The sequence below is a fragment of the uncultured Campylobacter sp. genome (genome assembly GCF_938031315.1).
Lineage (GTDB): Bacteria > Campylobacterota > Campylobacteria > Campylobacterales > Campylobacteraceae > Campylobacter_B.
Genome location: NZ_CALHHT010000048.1, coordinates 1 through 16,368, shown reverse-complemented (window position 1 = coordinate 16,368; position 16,368 = coordinate 1). Strand labels below are relative to the sequence as shown.

20 protein-coding genes are annotated in these 16,368 nt (G+C 39.0%); all 20 read left to right on the top strand.

Annotated features, from left to right (window positions below; genetic code table 11):
- The first annotated feature begins 412 nt into the window (after nt 1-412).
- Nucleotides 413-1,150, top strand: coding sequence for a hypothetical protein (locus Q0236_RS01435; protein WP_297914180.1), 738 nt, complete (start codon nt 413-415; stop codon nt 1,148-1,150).
- A gap of 3 nt (nt 1,151-1,153) precedes the next feature.
- Nucleotides 1,154-1,840, top strand: coding sequence for a hypothetical protein (locus tag Q0236_RS01430; protein WP_297914177.1), 687 nt, complete (start codon nt 1,154-1,156; stop codon nt 1,838-1,840).
- Nucleotides 1,837-2,538: a hypothetical protein gene (locus Q0236_RS01425; RefSeq protein WP_297914174.1), complete on the top strand. Its 702-nt coding sequence runs from the start codon at nt 1,837-1,839 to the stop codon at nt 2,536-2,538. Before Q0236_RS01430 ends, Q0236_RS01425 begins: the two co-directional genes overlap by 4 nt.
- A gap of 5 nt (nt 2,539-2,543) precedes the next feature.
- On the top strand, nt 2,544-2,894 hold the full coding sequence (locus Q0236_RS01420) for a hypothetical protein (protein WP_297914171.1): 351 nt from the start codon (nt 2,544-2,546) through the stop codon (nt 2,892-2,894).
- Nucleotides 2,891-3,802: a hypothetical protein gene (locus tag Q0236_RS01415; RefSeq protein ID WP_297914168.1), complete on the top strand. Its 912-nt coding sequence runs from the start codon at nt 2,891-2,893 to the stop codon at nt 3,800-3,802. The genes Q0236_RS01420 and Q0236_RS01415 overlap by 4 nt, the downstream gene beginning before the upstream one ends.
- Nucleotides 3,799-4,422, top strand: coding sequence for a hypothetical protein (locus Q0236_RS01410; RefSeq protein WP_297914165.1), 624 nt, complete (start codon nt 3,799-3,801; stop codon nt 4,420-4,422). The genes Q0236_RS01415 and Q0236_RS01410 overlap by 4 nt, the downstream gene beginning before the upstream one ends.
- A gap of 10 nt (nt 4,423-4,432) precedes the next feature.
- Nucleotides 4,433-5,035, top strand: a complete 603-nt coding sequence (locus Q0236_RS01405) for an antA/AntB antirepressor family protein (RefSeq protein ID WP_297914163.1) — start codon at nt 4,433-4,435, stop codon at nt 5,033-5,035.
- A complete protein-coding gene (locus tag Q0236_RS01400) occupies nt 5,035-5,772 on the top strand; it encodes a hypothetical protein (protein ID WP_297914160.1) in 738 nt (245 codons plus the stop codon). Before Q0236_RS01405 ends, Q0236_RS01400 begins: the two co-directional genes overlap by 1 nt.
- Nucleotides 5,769-6,356: a transglycosylase SLT domain-containing protein gene (locus Q0236_RS01395; RefSeq protein WP_297914157.1), complete on the top strand. Its 588-nt coding sequence runs from the start codon at nt 5,769-5,771 to the stop codon at nt 6,354-6,356. The genes Q0236_RS01400 and Q0236_RS01395 overlap by 4 nt, the downstream gene beginning before the upstream one ends.
- 17 nt (nt 6,357-6,373) lie before the next feature.
- The gene (locus tag Q0236_RS01390; protein WP_297914154.1) at nt 6,374-8,704 is read left to right on the top strand and encodes a hypothetical protein; all 2,331 of its coding nucleotides are present in this window, start codon (nt 6,374-6,376) and stop codon (nt 8,702-8,704) included.
- Entirely contained in the window at nt 8,701-9,348 is a 648-nt protein-coding gene (locus Q0236_RS01385; RefSeq protein ID WP_297914151.1) for a hypothetical protein, read from the top strand. The genes Q0236_RS01390 and Q0236_RS01385 overlap by 4 nt, the downstream gene beginning before the upstream one ends.
- Nucleotides 9,349-9,366: 18 nt before the next feature.
- The gene (locus Q0236_RS01380; protein WP_297914148.1) at nt 9,367-9,672 is read left to right on the top strand and encodes a hypothetical protein; all 306 of its coding nucleotides are present in this window, start codon (nt 9,367-9,369) and stop codon (nt 9,670-9,672) included.
- Nucleotides 9,672-10,064: a hypothetical protein gene (locus Q0236_RS01375; protein WP_297914145.1), complete on the top strand. Its 393-nt coding sequence runs from the start codon at nt 9,672-9,674 to the stop codon at nt 10,062-10,064. Before Q0236_RS01380 ends, Q0236_RS01375 begins: the two co-directional genes overlap by 1 nt.
- Before the next feature lie 49 nt (nt 10,065-10,113).
- Nucleotides 10,114-10,461 (top strand): hypothetical protein, encoded by a 348-nt coding sequence (locus Q0236_RS01370; RefSeq protein ID WP_297914143.1) that lies wholly within the window; start codon nt 10,114-10,116, stop codon nt 10,459-10,461.
- The gene (locus Q0236_RS01365; RefSeq protein WP_297914140.1) at nt 10,461-11,450 is read left to right on the top strand and encodes a hypothetical protein; all 990 of its coding nucleotides are present in this window, start codon (nt 10,461-10,463) and stop codon (nt 11,448-11,450) included. Before Q0236_RS01370 ends, Q0236_RS01365 begins: the two co-directional genes overlap by 1 nt.
- Nucleotides 11,440-11,955 carry a hypothetical protein gene (locus Q0236_RS01360; RefSeq protein ID WP_297914137.1) on the top strand — a complete coding sequence of 172 codons (516 nt, stop codon included), beginning with the start codon at nt 11,440-11,442 and terminating at the stop codon, nt 11,953-11,955. The genes Q0236_RS01365 and Q0236_RS01360 overlap by 11 nt, the downstream gene beginning before the upstream one ends.
- Nucleotides 11,955-12,500 carry a hypothetical protein gene (locus Q0236_RS01355; RefSeq protein WP_297914134.1) on the top strand — a complete coding sequence of 182 codons (546 nt, stop codon included), beginning with the start codon at nt 11,955-11,957 and terminating at the stop codon, nt 12,498-12,500. Before Q0236_RS01360 ends, Q0236_RS01355 begins: the two co-directional genes overlap by 1 nt.
- A gap of 178 nt (nt 12,501-12,678) precedes the next feature.
- Nucleotides 12,679-14,529: a TraM recognition domain-containing protein gene (locus Q0236_RS01350; RefSeq protein WP_297914131.1), complete on the top strand. Its 1,851-nt coding sequence runs from the start codon at nt 12,679-12,681 to the stop codon at nt 14,527-14,529.
- Between the two features lie 36 nt (nt 14,530-14,565).
- A complete protein-coding gene (locus tag Q0236_RS01345) occupies nt 14,566-15,657 on the top strand; it encodes a hypothetical protein (RefSeq protein WP_297914128.1) in 1,092 nt (363 codons plus the stop codon).
- Nucleotides 15,658-15,667: 10 nt separating this feature from the next.
- Nucleotides 15,668-16,368 (top strand): hypothetical protein (locus Q0236_RS01340; RefSeq protein ID WP_297914125.1); only part of this gene is annotated, 701 nt, incomplete at its 3' end.

Sequence of the window (16,368 nt, the reverse complement as noted above, 5' to 3'; positions counted from 1 at the left end):
GGATAGATTTTGAGAATAATAAACTAATCACTTCAAACGATGAGACGTTTGTGCTAAGGCCTATGTCAAAAATCATATACATGTGCTGCAAATATCTCCCGGTTGCACTAATATTTGCAGCAATATTCAATACAAATGATCTAAATTTTGGCCTAAAGATCAAAATTCTTGAATATAGCGTAGCTCTAATTTTAGCCGTAATAGTCTTCTTTGCAAATAGAGTTTTCATTTATCTATCTTTTGTGGCATTCCTCGCTAGCGGGTATTTTTATATCGCTAGCGTGCCGTTCGTCTTGAAGTATTTTTTTCTATTCGTTGCCCTTTTTACTGCCCTTTTCGATAAAAATAAGCGTATTTTTTCTATTAAAAGGAACGATAAAATCGTGGCACAGATCATTTTGGAGCAAGAAAAATGAAAAAAGTAGCAATACTTCTAACTTTGGCCATCTTTGTCTTTGCGGCCGATACCGCAGGTAATAATCCGCTAAGCCCGCAAAATTTTCGGTCGCAAAACGATCAAGAGGCTTTGCAAGGCGGCAATGACGATTTAAAGGTAAATCATTTTTACCTTGGACTGGGAAATGAAGAAATCAAGGACGTTCAGAAAAAGGATCAAAATTTACAGGAGGTTTTTGACGAATTTGACGAGACTATCGTCAATTATAAGCCCGTGCAAAAACCGATCAGTACAGTCGATAAGATTACTACTCATCCATATTTTACGACAACGATTCTACTGCCTCAAGGAAGCGTAATAAGTAGTGTCGATATAAGTGTAGAGCCTATAACGCTCAAATTCGAACAAAACACTATCCTGCTTAGGGTAAAAAAAGACTTTAGAATCGCCAATATGACGGTGATATATACGCTTGAAAAGAAAAATTACGTAGCAAATTTCCTAATCGAGCGTTATCAGCGAGAAAACACCGATGAAAAACTAAATTTGGTATTAAGCTATCTTAATGTGGCTAAGAAAGATGACTTTGAAATCATTAATACTTACGTAAAACTGTATGGTAAATATCCGCAGGATGAATATAACTATATCGATATTGACGGCATAACGTATAGAATTATTAAGGATCCGAAATTCGGCGGACTTCATATAGGTAAGCAAACTTATAGAGTCGATACCGGGAATAGGTTTTAGGCTATGGCACAGTTAAATTTAGATTTTGCACCAAACGAAAATGAAAGTAAAAAAGACAATGAGGCTACATCTAAAGGTAGCTCATCAAAGCGTTTGATCGCGATATTTGCCGCTACGATAGCGGCGCTTTTAATAGTGTTATGGATTTTTTCGGGAGACGGCAGCGCACAAAATTCAGATGCAAATTTAAGCGCGGCGGCGAGTGATAAAAACTTGACTAAAGAAAACACTCAAGTTTTAGCTCCACCACCTCTTTCTTCCGAGGTCGTATCGATGCAGACCGCTCCAAGCGCTTCTGCGAATACGAGAGATGCGGAGACTACTAAAAAAGATGAAAATTTAAGCTCTCTTTTTGATGATCAGGCGATCAAGGCGGCAATAGAGAGACCGGATACGAGTGTGCCCGAAGAAAAAGAGACGAAGCAAATCAATATCCCAGAGGAGCAAGATCCGTTAAGCTCTCAAGATCAACAAGATCGATCAGAAATTCAAAGCCAAAACGAAAGTAAGCTAGAGAAGCTTAAAAATGAGATCAGGATGAAAAAAAATTTTTTTAGCTTAAATGGAGAGAACTTTTATGAGGGAGATACCATTTTGGGCTATAAGATTAAGGAAATTACGAAAGAAAACGTCGTTTTGCAAGAAAACGACGGAGAAATTATCAATCTAAATTTTAGGAGTAAAAAATGAAAAAATTGGCTTTGATAGCTTTGGTAGTTGCAAATTTAACGTTTGCAAACGATGCAGATTTTAAAAAAGGTTTTGAGACGGCCGTCGAAGCGGTCAAGCTTGAGCTCATTAACGGCTCAAACTTAAATCGAACGCTTAATTATACGGGTGATAAGCTGCTCTATCTCAATACCTCTCATCTTAGCACGAATGAGATACTGCTATCGCAGTTTATCGCGTTTTCAAACGGTTTTACCGATCTCGGCTTTAGCGGTGAGAGACTATACTTTGGTAGCTATCTTCGCGATGCCGATAGAGATATGGCAAAGCGAAAGCTTGAAAATTTACTGGGCTACAAAATTGAAAAAGAAAGTAACGGTGGCAGAGCTAGAGTCGTAACGCCTATACTCGATCGATCTTTCTATATCGAAAAGCGCAACGTAGTAGAGGGCGCGATCAAAAGAAGCGAATACACCTATTATCAAGCGCAACGACAGCAAGTAGCAAAGCCGAACGCCTCATATCAGTCTTTCATACCAAAAAGCGGAGTCGACGTTTTCAATGTATCGGACGGGGTAATGATGAGAATAGGGCGAAGTAGTGATACTCAAAAGCTTAAATATGAAAAAACGATCATTGATACCGATGGCATACAATATGTTAAGGCTAGCGGTTCAAATAGATATTTCAGGATGAAAGACGTGAGATTTACGAGGTAGCGACAATGAAACGGCTAAATTTAGTTTTTATTTTTGTGATATTTTTTGCCGGATGCACTGGACGAGTGCAGACAAATCCGCTACCAAAGCAAAGCGAAGTTGTAATACCCTCTCGTTATGCAAAGGCTAAAAAAGTAGGCATTCAAAGATCTGTGATAGATGAATACGACCGTTACGCAAGATTGATGCTTAGTAATCCGAATTCGGATGAAAACAGCATAGAGATACTCGACGAAAATATTAAGGTCGAGCAAAATTATCAGAAAACGGTCGTTCCTAAGCAAAGTCCTAAATCGATGAATATTTGGGAGAGAGGTAGAAACATTGCGGAACAAAATTCAAAGGTCGAAAAATGAATAAGATAATTTTAGCTCTGCTATTAATGGCAGTTTCGGCTTTTGCGGCAAGAGAGAGCGATAATATTGTAGAAGGGAGCGCCTATGGCGAAAAAGTAGTAACTGAAAGCCCTAATAACGACATAGGTGAATATCAATCAAAAGAGCATTTTAGAAGGGAAGCTATCCTAAATTTTATTATTTACAATAATGCTCAAAATAACGCAGAATATACGGCTGCGAAGGCGTCTTTAATTGACGTCGTAGATCAAAATTTAAGCGCTGGTGGTACACCGTCGATTGTAAGAATGGATAACAATCTAACCGTAGCTGGCTATTGCTTGATTAGAGATGACATACTCGTAGGCAAACAACCGGGTGCTGGAAAATTTATATGCAATACGAACATAGGGCAGCTCGAAATTTTTGGAAATTTAACCCCGGTAAATGAGACTTCAACTCTAATTTATGATCCGGCGTATATCGAATTCAAAAATTGGAGATACAGAGTAATAAGAAGCCGGGTGCTTAATGAGGCCAAGACAACCTATAATATCGCCACATACGTCAATGATCGAAAGCTCGCGGAGATTGCTCTGACGGCTACCAGCAATAGCGCAGATGTAATAAAGACGCAATCAAGCGACTATCTATCGGAGCTCAAGGAGAGCAGAAGACGTAATACCACCGAATACGTAACAGTTGGAAATGGTGCAAATTCCTATATCGCTCCTATCCAAAATCAAAACACAGAAAAACCGAATGCAATGGATTATGTGACGAAGGCGGCAATTGATATTACCGCTGGAATCGTGAAAAATACCGCAGAAATTTTCAAAAAGGATCTACCGTATCTATATGAGATAGTTGGCGGAAGTAGAATTTATATAGACTTAGTTATTGACAAAAAAGGAGAAAAAATACAATGAAAAAAGTCATTTTAGTAGCGTTAGCTGTGTGCGGCTGCTTTGCAAGCAATGAAGCCGAGGAGTTTTTTTATCAAAGAGGTTTAGATGCCGGTTATGCTCAAGGCTATGAGCAGGGAGTAAAGGATGCGTTTGAAGAAGCGAAAAAGATTCTTGCCAAATATAAAAACGAAATCAGAGCCTATGAAGTAGGAAAATACTTCATGCAAAAGGGCTATATTACGTATCCGAAGGTTTGGCAAAGAGTAGATAGCGACGGAAACGTAAAGATTGAGATCCAACCGAGCAAGATCGAAAAGCAGCTTAATATTTCGGAAATTTTCACGAAATTTAACACGCTTCCTACTAATCCGTACCCGGAAAGGATCAAGGGAGATCCTTTGGAGGCTAGAAATAGCGTGTATGTGGCAAATAGAGACGCTTCTACGTTTATGCCGGCATCGGCTGATAGTAATCAAAACATCATCACTATCAGCATTGAGAAGAGCGGTGAGAATGAGGAAATTTTGAAAAAAGCGAATCTTGTGTATAGCGTAGATAAAGAGAAAAATAGGCTAAAAGTAATGTTCTTCAATAGAACAGAAAAGCAGAATTTCTGCGATCAGTTTCAAATTTGCGATTAAGGAGATAAAAATGCAAGAGATGGTTAAAATTTTTCAATACAAAATTGGAGACGAGGAGATCAACTCCGTAAATGCTAGAGAGCTACATAAAATTTTAAAAAGTAAACAGCAATTTGCCAATTGGATACAAAATAGACTAAAGGATACTATGGCGGACGAAAATATTGATTATATTATTATGGAAATGCCCACCACCAATGGTGTTTTTGACAAGGTTGTCAAAAACTCTACGGAAATAGAGGAGGTTTTTAATAATTCTATTAAAAACCCCTTGGGCGGGCGCCCAGCGAAAGAATATATCATCACCCTTGATCTTGCAAAAGAATTTTCAATGCTTGAAAAGAATGCAAAGGGCAAGGAGATCAGGCAATATTTCATTCAATTTGAACGTGCGGCGCGAAGAGAGTTTGAAAATTTTTGTAAAGAGATAAAGAGATTAACCACTGAAATTTCAAATTTACGCGAAAAAATACAAATCCTTGAAGATCTAGTGGCTTCATCCGATAGGCTCATAAGCATATATAAAAAACAGCTTGAGGCAAAAACGATTGACGAGGACATCCGAAGGCTTGTTAGAAGAAAAGAGCAATTAAAGCAAGAAGGATACCTATAATGGAAGAAGAAAAACTATCCTTTAAATGTGAGATGTTCTTCGGGAAAAATTGGAAATATCTATTTTGGGGGATGATAGTGGCTATTGTCGTAATCGCGTGGGAGCTTCATAGCATTACCGCGCAGATGGAGGAGCTAAAGGCCTCGATTTACGATAATAATGGCAAAGTGGTGCTAACTACTACCGATGGCAGGGCCATAAAAGTTGTCAAAACTCCGCTCAAGGCCGAATACCTAAAGCAATATGCCATAAGCGTATTTGTCAATAATTTTATCGTTTCAAGATCGGAGTTAACGGAGGGCTTTAGCAGAGCCAATATTACCACGTATAAGGATGTTTTGGAAGCGTCCAAGAGCCTTGGCAATATATATTTATATTTTCTTGACACAAAGTCGCAGAGCGAAGAGAGCAAAAGAAGCGTAGGTCAATTCATCAGCTATATCCAATGGCTGATCAACGCGGTTGCGCGCGATAAACTCCCTGAATACATCAATATTGTCGATTACACCGTAAATTCCTTTGAATACAATGGAAATAAGTATAGTATCGACATATATATCAAAGTGGCTACAAATTCGTGGATCCTATCGCAAGGAAAATACCAAAACGAACGTGGGCAAGTCAGGATCAAGGCTACGGGCGATTTCGATTTAGAGCGCAGCTCTGATGTGAATCCTTACGGTATGAGGATAGATAGCTTTGAAATAGAGATGGTAACGAAAGGCGATAAGCTATGAAAAGAGCTCTTTTAGCGTTTTTGCTTTGCGCATGCACGTCAAATGCCGACGTAAGACAGGATATAGCAGATAGTTTATGGGCTGCCGCTTATAGCAGCAATATAGACGTAAGGGTGCTATATACGATTGCAAAGACGGAGAGTAATTTTCAGCCATATATTATCAGCTTTTTAACAAGCGACACGGATCTCATCAAAAAACTCAAAGCAGGCTTTAAAGGCAGTATATACCACTTTAGAAGCTCAAAATATAATAGCTCAAAATATGCCGTGAGCATATCCAGCAATAGTAAAGAAGCGATGCTGGAGCTTGCAAAATTCTTTTGGGATTTTGACTTCAATGTAGATTTCGGCCTTATGCAAATTTCGAAGCAAAATTTAAAAAAAGATGAGCTTGAGTTCATCTTTGATCCGCAATACAATGTTTCCAAATCAAAAGAAATTTTAGCTCTTTGCGCCGGTAGGTATAGCTCGGCAAAAGACGCTATCGAGTGCTATAATAAAGGCTTTGCGACCAAAAAGAACTATAATTATTACGCTAGATTTATGAATTATTTTGATAGCTTTTTTGGAGAAGGCAAATGAACCCCGCGTTACTATTCTTGATCATTTTAGCTGGCATGGGGCTTTATGCCGGCTACAAAAACGAAAAAGCACAAAAAGAGGTCGAAAAAACGCTTTTTGGAAAGGTGCTAGCGCCACTAAAGGGGCTTTTTAATGAATTTTACTCCAACAAAGGGTTGGTAATCGATGATATTTTAAACGACCATATTCTGATCAATACTCCATATAAGAATTTATACGGAATAAAACTCGAAGGCAGTGGCAATACGCCGATATATTTTGATGAAATCGGCGTAAAAGAGATCTTTCGAACCTATCAGAACACAAAAGATGCCTTTTTTTGGTATGTCATTTTAAAAAACGGATACTATCACGGCCAGTATCTCTTTGGTTACAATCAAAATTTACTAAAATCGATAGCGAATAAGTATAGATTGACCTTTTTAAGCGGCGCCGAATTGGCAAACGCGGTTTTAGATCTTTTTTTGCAAAATCAATATTTTGTTAAAGACAAAGATATTCATAGAACCGTATCGCTAAATTTTAACTCTAGATTAGAGAGCAACTATCAAACTTTCGCAAAGCTAGCGAGGGAAAATATCTATCAAAATCTATGTCATACGGATTTATATCAATCCTATAAAGCTCTTGAAGGAGCACAAAAGACAAATATTCAAAACATTTTTAGAATGAATTTTAACGGTGCAATTTGGACGTATTTTAACCTTGGCCGCAAGAGCATAGAAAATCACATTTCGCGGTTAATAAACTTTGCCCGCTGGACGGGAAATAAATCCCATTTTACGGCTCTTAAAGAGGCTTATGATCTAGGAGATCAGCAGCTGGTAATAGTTAATAGCGTAGCTTGTTTTAAAAGCATCGATGAAAGTATCATAGGAGATTTTGGTACATCTTTGAAGATGGATTTCATCAAGAAGAATATTTTTAAGACTAAAAGTTTACAGAAGACTCCTTTGAAGTTTAGAGATAGCGAGTTTGACTTTTTGGCATCAGCGGAATTTCTTAGCAACTTTATCGCCTGCGTACACAAAAAGAATGTAAAGAACGCTGATTTTTGGGGATATGATAAAAACGGAGGCTTCATAAATTATTCTTTTGCAGCCGAAAATCACAACCCTCACGCGGTCATAGTGGCCGATCCCGGTGCAGGAAAGAGCTTTACACTCCAAAAAATTATATCGTCGATGCTGGATATCGACTATAAGACCCGCAAGGCAAGAAATTTAAATAAAGATAAAGTCATAGTGAGATACTACGATATAGGATTTTCGAGCAGAAGACTGATCGATTTTCTCAAAGAAAACGGAGAAAATAGTATAGCTCGTGTGGAAAGTGATCTTTCAAATTTCAGTTACAATATCGTAAATTTAGATAATAGTAGTAAAGAAACATATGAAGCCGACTTGATTTTTTCAGCAGACCTTATAAATTTGATACTTTCATCTCAATCCGCTAACGCGGAAACCATGACTATTGGCGAGATGAGCCTTTACCAAGATATTTTGCGTTTGATTTATGAGGGAAAAGCGGAATATCAAGATTACAGGGTGCGAGATATAAAAAATCAAAACTTAAAAGATAAAATTTTAAAAAGAGGTTTTTCTGCAAATGAATATCTGAAAAATTTGGGAGATGAATTCGAATTTCTTAAAAAGCCTCTTTTGATTGATGTTATTAAGTACGCAAAAATTCAGTCCGAAAATCAACAGATCCCGGACGATATTAGGGAAAATTTCCAAGGCCTACATAAAAAACTTGTCGACGTCGACAAGCTTAACCTCTTTTCAAATTTTGATACAGAGGATACAGTAAATGCGAATTTCTTGAGTATGGAGCTCAATAATTTCAAGGAAAATAGCCTATTTGTGCCTATTTTTGTTAGTACCTTTCAAAAAACATACCTCAAGGATAGATCCTATGCGGTTATGCGAATGTATCAGGGATTAAGCGTTTCAAAAAAAGTTTATGTCGTAGAAGAGATTGCAAACTATTTTAGGGTACCGTATTTTGAAATAATGTTTGATAAATTGGCACTTGAGGCTAGAAAATACGGGGTTCATTTCATCTCGATCGCCCAAAAATTGGCGCATATTCCGGAGCGTATAATCGGAAACATAGATACTAGAATTTTTCTTTTAGCGCCCGACAAAAAGCGCGAATTCATCGACGAGGTGAAGAAAATTCTCAATCCCGGACAGAATGTCATAGATAGGCTTGAAAATACCGATGAATATGAGCTTTGCGTATGGTATTCAAGAGGAGTCTTTAATTTGAAGCTGCCGGTAAGCAAATTTGAAGAAAAACTTTTCAATACCGATCCTACGAAAGTTGCAAAGGCGGAAGAATGAACGATAGCTTTAGCGCAGGTTCGCACCTTATCTCTACCGCTACGGTATTCGGCGCCGCTGCGCTCGCTTTTGCCATTTTCCCTTTTGGGATCGTGCTGATACGAGCTTTTTTAAAGGCTAGGGAAAGCACTACGAGCGGCTTTAGTATTTTGGGGTCGGTAATGCTTGCTTTCGCGGTGCATTTTATGGCCTGCGTTTTATTTATGGCAATCGTCAAGATACTTGATATTGCCTATACTTCAATTTTAGAGGAGGATCATTACATTACGAATAAAATTTTTAGAATTTTTTGGGCTGGCGACAGAAGTGCCGTATTTGCCCTAACCGGAGGAGGTGCAACAAATGACGCGCTAGGAGCATATTCAATTCTTTTGCTCGTTCAGACTATCGGCAGAATCGTGCTTTATAATATGCCTATTTTGGTGATCGTCTTGGGGATTAGCTATGGCGTTTACCAAGCCAACAAGGACAATTATAAGCAGGATTATCTCGGAGTCATCGTATTCAGTATGGTTAGCTTCATAGCCGTAAGCACTATATATGTAGCTTGGGCGTATATAGCTAGCTTGGCGTTGTTTTTGCCGGATGGTAAAAACCTTTTCTTTGCGATTCACCAATATTGGCAATCGCAATTATTAAAATAAATTTTTAAGGAGTAGAAAATGGCAACTGTATGTCCGCTTTGCAAAAAAGGAACATTGAAAAAAGGCGATAAAATGGTTTATTGCGACGGCTATAAACCGAAGAAAGAAGGTAAAGATTGGTTTAATACCGGTGAGTGCGAATTTCATATCCCGTATAATCAGAAAGCTTTTGGTAGAACGCTTAATGCAAACGATATTAAAAAGCTTGTCGAAGGAGAGACGCTAAAGAATGCCAAAGGCGATACGCTGGAACTTGATTTGGAAAATACGGAGTTTTTTACACGAATTACATTCGCGCCGCGCCCGGAAGATAAGGATCTATAATGAAAAAACGCATTATATTTTTTGCGTTATTACTTTTTGGAGTAGGCGTAGCTTATGCGGCCGGGGAATTTGACGGAGTAGACAATGTAGTTAAAAACCTTGACTCATCCGTCTCAACAACATCTGGAAGCGGTATAAGAGCTGCCATGGCTTGGGCTCCGGTGCTTTTATTTTTCACGGGTTTAGGCATAGCTTTTAAACAATCCAAAAAAGAAAGCGAGCAGCAGGGCGATACCTATAAAATTGTCATTGCGTGCGTTGTAGCCAGCGTATTGGGCGCTTTCGTCGGTATTTTGGCCGATGCTGTTTTGGGTAGAGTGCTAATGGGCGATAGTATGAAAGGACTCCAGGTAGTATGGGACTATTGGAAGTCGGCATTAAGCGCGAAATAACTATAAGAAGCGCCTTCTAAGACGCTTCTTATTTTGACGGAGGGATATTATGAAAATTCTAATATTTTTAAGCCTTTTGCTAGTTTCTATTCTGGATGCAAAATGCTATAAAGTTCCGTGCCAGCCCATAATTTTTATAAATAAAACTCAGGCCATTGCGGATATAGAGCGTAGTTACGCAAGAAATATGCAAGCTCAACAAAAGTTAGAGCAAAAGTATATCGAATATAACGCCGCTTTGGCCAAGCAAAATGAGCTACTCGAGAAGATCCAAAAGCTCAAATCCGACGGATTGATGAGCGAAAAACAAATAAATTTCTTGCTGCAAAAGGGTATATCGATCCGCGAGAACAATATCCAAAAAGGAGTCAATGCAGACTTCTTGGGAGAAAAATGATGGGGCTTGCGATATTTGCTACGATTGTATGCTTGATTTTTTGGCTCGGTAGTGGAAATTCGGCCGCAAAAGACGAGGCAAAAATTACAAAAGCCATAGCGCTTGGAGGCATCATTATTATTTGGATCACTTATCTGCTAAATGATGAAAAATATTCAAGCCCTTGGGTTTATATCATTTTTATAGCCGTGGCGAGCTATTTCTATTCCTACGTTCGCAAGGTAGTCAAAAAAAATCAAAGTAGCATTTCTATGAAAGAGACTTTGGCGCCAAATTTTATCAAAGCTAAGAAAGAGAGCTATTGGGATATACCCTCTCAAAAGATTATCGATTTTTTCAACTACCGAAGAGAGATCAAAAGCGATAGGGTGGAGACGCACCTCAATAAGCCGTCAAAGGAATTTTATAGAATTTACGGCAATGATGAAAAATATCTTACGAGTAATATTTTTCACGAAATGAGGGATTTAGAGCTTACGAGGCTTTCAAATTTAGCCGAGATAAGTAAGATAAACTTATACAATAAAATTTATGAAAAAATCAAAGAATTTAACGATTCTATCGAGATGTCGATAGATTATGAAGGAATTTTAAAGGAAAACGACAATATTGCGGAATACTTTTTGATAGATCTATGGTGTAGATTTACGAAGCCTTTCAATATAGGCACCGCAAATTTGATAGTTTTAGCGAGAAATTTCACACAAAGCGAGCTCATCGGCGCCTTGGATAATGCGGATCTAAATTCCGTAAAAAGGCACGGCGCGGGTTTATATTTTAAGTACGCGTTATTTAAAAATCTCATACCGCAAGAGGTGCTGGATGAGGAGAAGCACGCGGCCGAGCTTTTAAAAACTAAGGAACAAAAAGAGCTTAAGCAGCTTCTTTTAAGCAGAGAAAATAAGGAATCTCCGAGTGCGGAAAGCATCGAAGAATCCATTGCTTTTTATGAAAAAATTCTAAATAAAGAGGCCACAGATGAGCTTTGAATTCGGAAAACTAATTAAAGCCAAAAGGCTTAAATTCGCGGTGACGCCTCATGCCGTTTTTAGCAGCGATCTGCACGCTAAGAACTTTTTAGGCTATTTTTTCAATACAACTCCAAAAAATATCAATGAACGAACTCAAATTAACGCCTATTATAGGCCGGGTGAAGAGATATTGCTACAAGGCGAGGTTGTGGAGCGCAAGCTCAATGCGCAAATTTTAGATGAGATCCAGAGCAGCGGTTTTGATAGAGTGGAAAATATAATCGTATACCACAATATCTTAGAGCTTTGTATGCTAGAAGGTATCGATACAAAAGAGGGAATTTTTAAGGTGCTTAAGGAATTTGCTGATTTCTGTATAGGCGCGTTGGAGCTTGATGCGATTATTTGCGGCTACCACTTCAATCAAGATGAGCCACACCTACATATCATATATACAAAAGCTCAAGCAAACGAAGCAAAGAATAATGATTCGGTAAGCTCAAATGAAGACGAGGATCTGTAATGAAAGATAAAGAAAAACTAGGAATTTATAACGTTACTTTTAACGGCAAAAAAGCTACGCCCGTAAAGCTAAATTCCGACATCGATATGGTTGAGAATGCGATCATTAATGAAGTCGTTATGTATGTAAAAGGCTGGCACAATATAAAAATGGATAAGGGGAAAGGGGCAGAACATTTAAAATATCATTTAAAAAATGGCTCAAATGGAGAAATAAGCCTAGAAGAACTTTTGAATTTGGGAATAAACCTAAGAAAATATACAGAAGTATTTAAAGAACCTTTAATGGAAAGTAATGGCTCTATCATATATGAATGGCAAGATAATAACGAGGTGAGATTTAGAGTAGTGATTGATAAAATTAAAATAAAAGATGTGCAAAAAAACGAGGGAGAGGGTCACTCGAGTACGCCTCTATCCTCCCCCGGTAAGTCTATTATAACATTCTATTCTGATAGAAATCTTAATGCAAGAATGGTTTTTAAAAACCCGGCGGTACGGGAATTTTATGAGTCTAAAAAGCTCGAGAATGTTGAAATAAAGTAAGCTGATTTTCGTTGAGAATCGGATTTAAAAATTTTAATTCATAAGGCTGGACCGGCTAAAAAGCTTGATGACGTCGAAGACTACTCCGCCGTTGAAGAGATCAAGGCGGAAATTTCAAAGAATTCGGAAGAAAAGACCAGCGTCGATACAAATAAAAATTCAAAAAGAAGGAGCGGCAATGGCAGCTGAAGTGGAATTCGTTAAAGAACGGTTTTTTAAGCCTGATAGAGAAAATTTAAAGTCCTTAATAGCAAAAGACGAGACTATACGGCTTTTTGTCTATGCCGTCTTTATTGCGTGCATAATATCCAGTATTTTTATGGTCATAAATCCGTCGCCTACGTTAAATTTCATTTCAAAGGCCACGGCCACATCCTCTGTAATGCTTGTATTGACGATATATATAGGTAGAGATAAGGTACGCAAGGCAAAGAACGAAAATATCACCGAAAACAAACCGGGCAAAAACTACTTGATAAATATCGGCTATGAGGTCAAAACCCTATACGGCAGCGCTTTAAAATCGTTTAGGGCAGCCAATAATATAGTTCGGCCGTTACTGCTATGTGCAGAGCAATTCAAGCGCCACATGCTTATTATGGCCACGATTGGCGCCGGCAAATCGGTATTTATGAAAGGAATGATCGAGCAGCACGTTTTAAACGATGGCGGAGGACTCTGCGTAGATGGTAAGGGCACCGCTGAATTTGCAAAGGAAATTTACGCTCTTTTCGTTGCCATAGGCAGAGAGGATGATTTTATTCATATCAATTTTTTGGATATGGATCATACTCATACCATCAACCCGCTTTTAAGCGGCAGCGCCGAAGCGCTATACGAAATTTTAATCGCGCTACTTGAGGGCGAAGAAAATGAGTGGAAGGCCAAACAGAAGGGGTTTATGAAAAATATCCTCAAGCTGCTTGTTTGGCAGCGCGATAATGAAAATTTAAAGTTAGACTTTTCCGCGCTATCGCGCCTTATTCCCTTCGCCGCTGTGGTCGAAAGTGCCATACTCTACCGTGATAAAGTCTATCTAAGCAATGCGTTGGATGATTTTGTGAGCTATGTCAGCACGGCATTATCGATGCAATTTGAGAAATTTCTAAAAGCGGATCCCGAAGAGATTAGAAAAAGGATGCAAGAGGCTTTATCAAACGGGGAGCAGGGGGCTTATGATGCCGGTATGGCCGCTCAAGCTTGGATTGATATTATTACCAGTCTAAAAAGCGATTACGGTCGCGTTTTTAATACGCAAACGCCTACTATCTCAATGTGGGAGGCCGTGCAAAAAAACAAATTTATCTTTGTTACTCTTCCTACTATGGCAAGCGATACTACACCAAAACAGCTTGGAAAACTCATTTTAGGCTTAATAAAAGGGGTGGCGGCCGAAAAAGCCGAAAAGGCGGTAGAGCCGAAAATTCCTTTTGTTTGCTGGTTTGACGAGATAGGATCTTATATCATAGAGGGCTTTGGTCGTCTTATGTCAAAATCACGCGCTTTAGGAATTTCAATCATTCCGATATTTCAATCCCCGGCGCAAATAGATTCCGTAGGAAAAATAGTCGGCAGCGAGAGCTTGGAAAGACGTGAAATTTTCGATACCACGGGAACACATATTTTGATGAAAAATATTCACCCGGAGACCACGGAACTTTACAATAAAATGATTAAGCAAAAGCGCTTTATTGATATGGATTACGTCGATAAAAGAGAAAGCATCAAAGGCCAAATAGGTGCAGAAGACCATTACAGGGTTGAAAAGGAAGATGCAATTAAGCATGAGGAGGTCATCGGTATGAATAATGGCGAGATGATGGTCTTTAACGACGGAAAGATGTACCGGGCGACGGCTACTACGGAGAGCAGCTTAGCCAAATATGGCAAAAAGATCTCATTTGAACTAAAATTAATGAATAGCCCTATACCGATTACGCAGTATATCCCTAAAAAGCAGTTTTTGATGGATGCGTATAGGTTATATAAAAAGCTAGGACTTGATGAGGAAAAGAGGGAGGCGGCATAAAATGAAATCACTAAATTTAGAGAAAAGGAGTGAGAGATGAAGAAGTTGGTTTTAATCGCTATGGCCTTGTTTTGCAGTATAGCAATCGCTAATCCGCTTGAAGGAGTCAATCCGGGTAAAACGCAAAGAGGCGGTATAGGCGGAACGATAGATCAGATTAACGACAGCCTAGACGCTCTACAAAAAACGATAGAGAAGATCAGAGAAAGCCCTATAGGCAGATGTTACGATTTATCGGGAAGAAATTATGATATTTGTAGTTTGGTACCGGATCTGGAGGCGGGGTTAAACGTTTGTTCGCTAGCCCCGAATATCCCGGGGCTTCATAGAAGGGGCAGCTCCATTTGGGCGAATACCGAATTTATTAGAGAGTATTGCGCCAATAGAAGCAAATACGAGGGAATGGGCGGTATCGGAAGCGACGATAGCGATATTTTTATCCTAGGCCAAAAAAGAGGAGGCGGTAGGCCTTACGACGCGCCGGGAGAACCCGGAGATTTTAAGAAAATTATTGCCGCGAAGAGCCCTGCGAATACAGCTTTGTTACAATTCGATCAAGAGAAGCTCGATTTCATAAAAGGGATTGCCAAAAGCCTTGGTAGAAAGAATATCGATACGGTAACGATCGATGATATAGTAGGAAGGGCACCGGCAAATACGGATGAATATGATAATATAAGGTTTTTAAACGTTCAAGCCACAACAAAAACTTCGGTAGAGCTTTCTCCATACAAATTTAGCGTAATGCTAAGCAATAGGTTGAAAAATACTACCGACGTAAATGCTATGAGGGCTATAGCAGAGCAAGAAGTTTTAAAAGTTCAAGGCTATTTAGAAGATGAATCACACAAAAAAGCCGATTTGGCCTTAAAATTGGCTTTTAATAAAGAATTTCTTGCTACCCCCACTAGAGAGTATATAGATATTCTCAGAGAGGACGTGAAGATCGAAAACGTTTTTCGTATTAATAAGCGCATGTGGACAGAGGCGAAAATTTTAAGCGATTTGAATGAAGAGCTTGCCAAGAAAAAGGATCTTATAGCTTTAACGGCTGAAAAAGCGATCATTATGAACACTAAATTTGACGCAAGAGCCGCACGCGAAGAGATAGAGGCACTGATTCGCTAAAGGATGATTTATGAAGAGGATGTTTTTATTTTTAGTTTTTGCGTTAATCTCCTGCACCTGCGCCGATGAAGTCATAAGCCAAGGCGAAATTAACGAAAAAGAGCTATTCGTTACAAACGACGACGTTATAAAAAGTGAGTGTAAGCCGCAATGCAGGCAGGTCGACCCTAAATTTAAGGCACTGGTCGTAGGCTTTGATCCGCAAAGCGGAGTTACCTCTTGTATCATCGTTCCAAAAGATGATTTTAGTAATACGCTAGGAATTAATGCCAATACGAAGAATACCACCTGCATCGATGAAACCAATCAAACGATAAATGATGGTTTTTTATCAAGCGATATTAAGCCATATAGGTCAAGCTTAGGCTATAAGCCGGAACAGATGACGCTTACTCGCTTCCTTGCCGGCGTAGTAACCCTAGATCCAGCCGTAGTAGATTTTTCTCAGACAAAAACTACCGGGATCTTACATCTTAAAAATCCTAGCGCCATATATGGAACGAATACGGTAGACGTTCAAGGGAGGCGCGAGCTAACCGCAACGGCAAATAACCTGAATAAAGCAAATTTGGCTTATTATGCAACGCTTTTTTCCAATATGTCGGCGGTATATACCGCGCTGCAATACATACTACTCGTTTGTATCGGCGGTTGGTTTTTTGCCGTTATGGCCGTTAGAAACGCAAATAATAAGATGGAGAGCTCGAATGA

What these genes read in the sequence shown, in the direction of transcription:
- Q0236_RS01435 (WP_297914180.1), top strand. Translation starts at nt 413, where the DNA reads ATGAAAAAAGTAGCAATACTTCTAACTTTGGCCATCTTTGTCTTTGCG.
- Q0236_RS01430 (WP_297914177.1), top strand. Translation starts at nt 1,154, where the DNA reads ATGGCACAGTTAAATTTAGATTTTGCACCAAACGAAAATGAAAGTAAA.
- Q0236_RS01425 (WP_297914174.1), top strand. Translation starts at nt 1,837, where the DNA reads ATGAAAAAATTGGCTTTGATAGCTTTGGTAGTTGCAAATTTAACGTTT.
- Q0236_RS01420 (WP_297914171.1), top strand. Translation starts at nt 2,544, where the DNA reads ATGAAACGGCTAAATTTAGTTTTTATTTTTGTGATATTTTTTGCCGGA.
- Q0236_RS01415 (WP_297914168.1), top strand. Translation starts at nt 2,891, where the DNA reads ATGAATAAGATAATTTTAGCTCTGCTATTAATGGCAGTTTCGGCTTTT.
- Q0236_RS01410 (WP_297914165.1), top strand. Translation starts at nt 3,799, where the DNA reads ATGAAAAAAGTCATTTTAGTAGCGTTAGCTGTGTGCGGCTGCTTTGCA.
- Q0236_RS01405 (WP_297914163.1), top strand. Translation starts at nt 4,433, where the DNA reads ATGCAAGAGATGGTTAAAATTTTTCAATACAAAATTGGAGACGAGGAG.
- Q0236_RS01400 (WP_297914160.1), top strand. Translation starts at nt 5,035, where the DNA reads ATGGAAGAAGAAAAACTATCCTTTAAATGTGAGATGTTCTTCGGGAAA.
- Q0236_RS01395 (WP_297914157.1), top strand. Translation starts at nt 5,769, where the DNA reads ATGAAAAGAGCTCTTTTAGCGTTTTTGCTTTGCGCATGCACGTCAAAT.
- Q0236_RS01385 (WP_297914151.1), top strand. Translation starts at nt 8,701, where the DNA reads ATGAACGATAGCTTTAGCGCAGGTTCGCACCTTATCTCTACCGCTACG.
- Q0236_RS01380 (WP_297914148.1), top strand. Translation starts at nt 9,367, where the DNA reads ATGGCAACTGTATGTCCGCTTTGCAAAAAAGGAACATTGAAAAAAGGC.
- Q0236_RS01375 (WP_297914145.1), top strand. Translation starts at nt 9,672, where the DNA reads ATGAAAAAACGCATTATATTTTTTGCGTTATTACTTTTTGGAGTAGGC.
- Q0236_RS01370 (WP_297914143.1), top strand. Translation starts at nt 10,114, where the DNA reads ATGAAAATTCTAATATTTTTAAGCCTTTTGCTAGTTTCTATTCTGGAT.
- Q0236_RS01365 (WP_297914140.1), top strand. Translation starts at nt 10,461, where the DNA reads ATGGGGCTTGCGATATTTGCTACGATTGTATGCTTGATTTTTTGGCTC.
- Q0236_RS01360 (WP_297914137.1), top strand. Translation starts at nt 11,440, where the DNA reads ATGAGCTTTGAATTCGGAAAACTAATTAAAGCCAAAAGGCTTAAATTC.
- Q0236_RS01355 (WP_297914134.1), top strand. Translation starts at nt 11,955, where the DNA reads ATGAAAGATAAAGAAAAACTAGGAATTTATAACGTTACTTTTAACGGC.
- Q0236_RS01350 (WP_297914131.1), top strand. Translation starts at nt 12,679, where the DNA reads ATGGCAGCTGAAGTGGAATTCGTTAAAGAACGGTTTTTTAAGCCTGAT.
- Q0236_RS01345 (WP_297914128.1), top strand. Translation starts at nt 14,566, where the DNA reads ATGAAGAAGTTGGTTTTAATCGCTATGGCCTTGTTTTGCAGTATAGCA.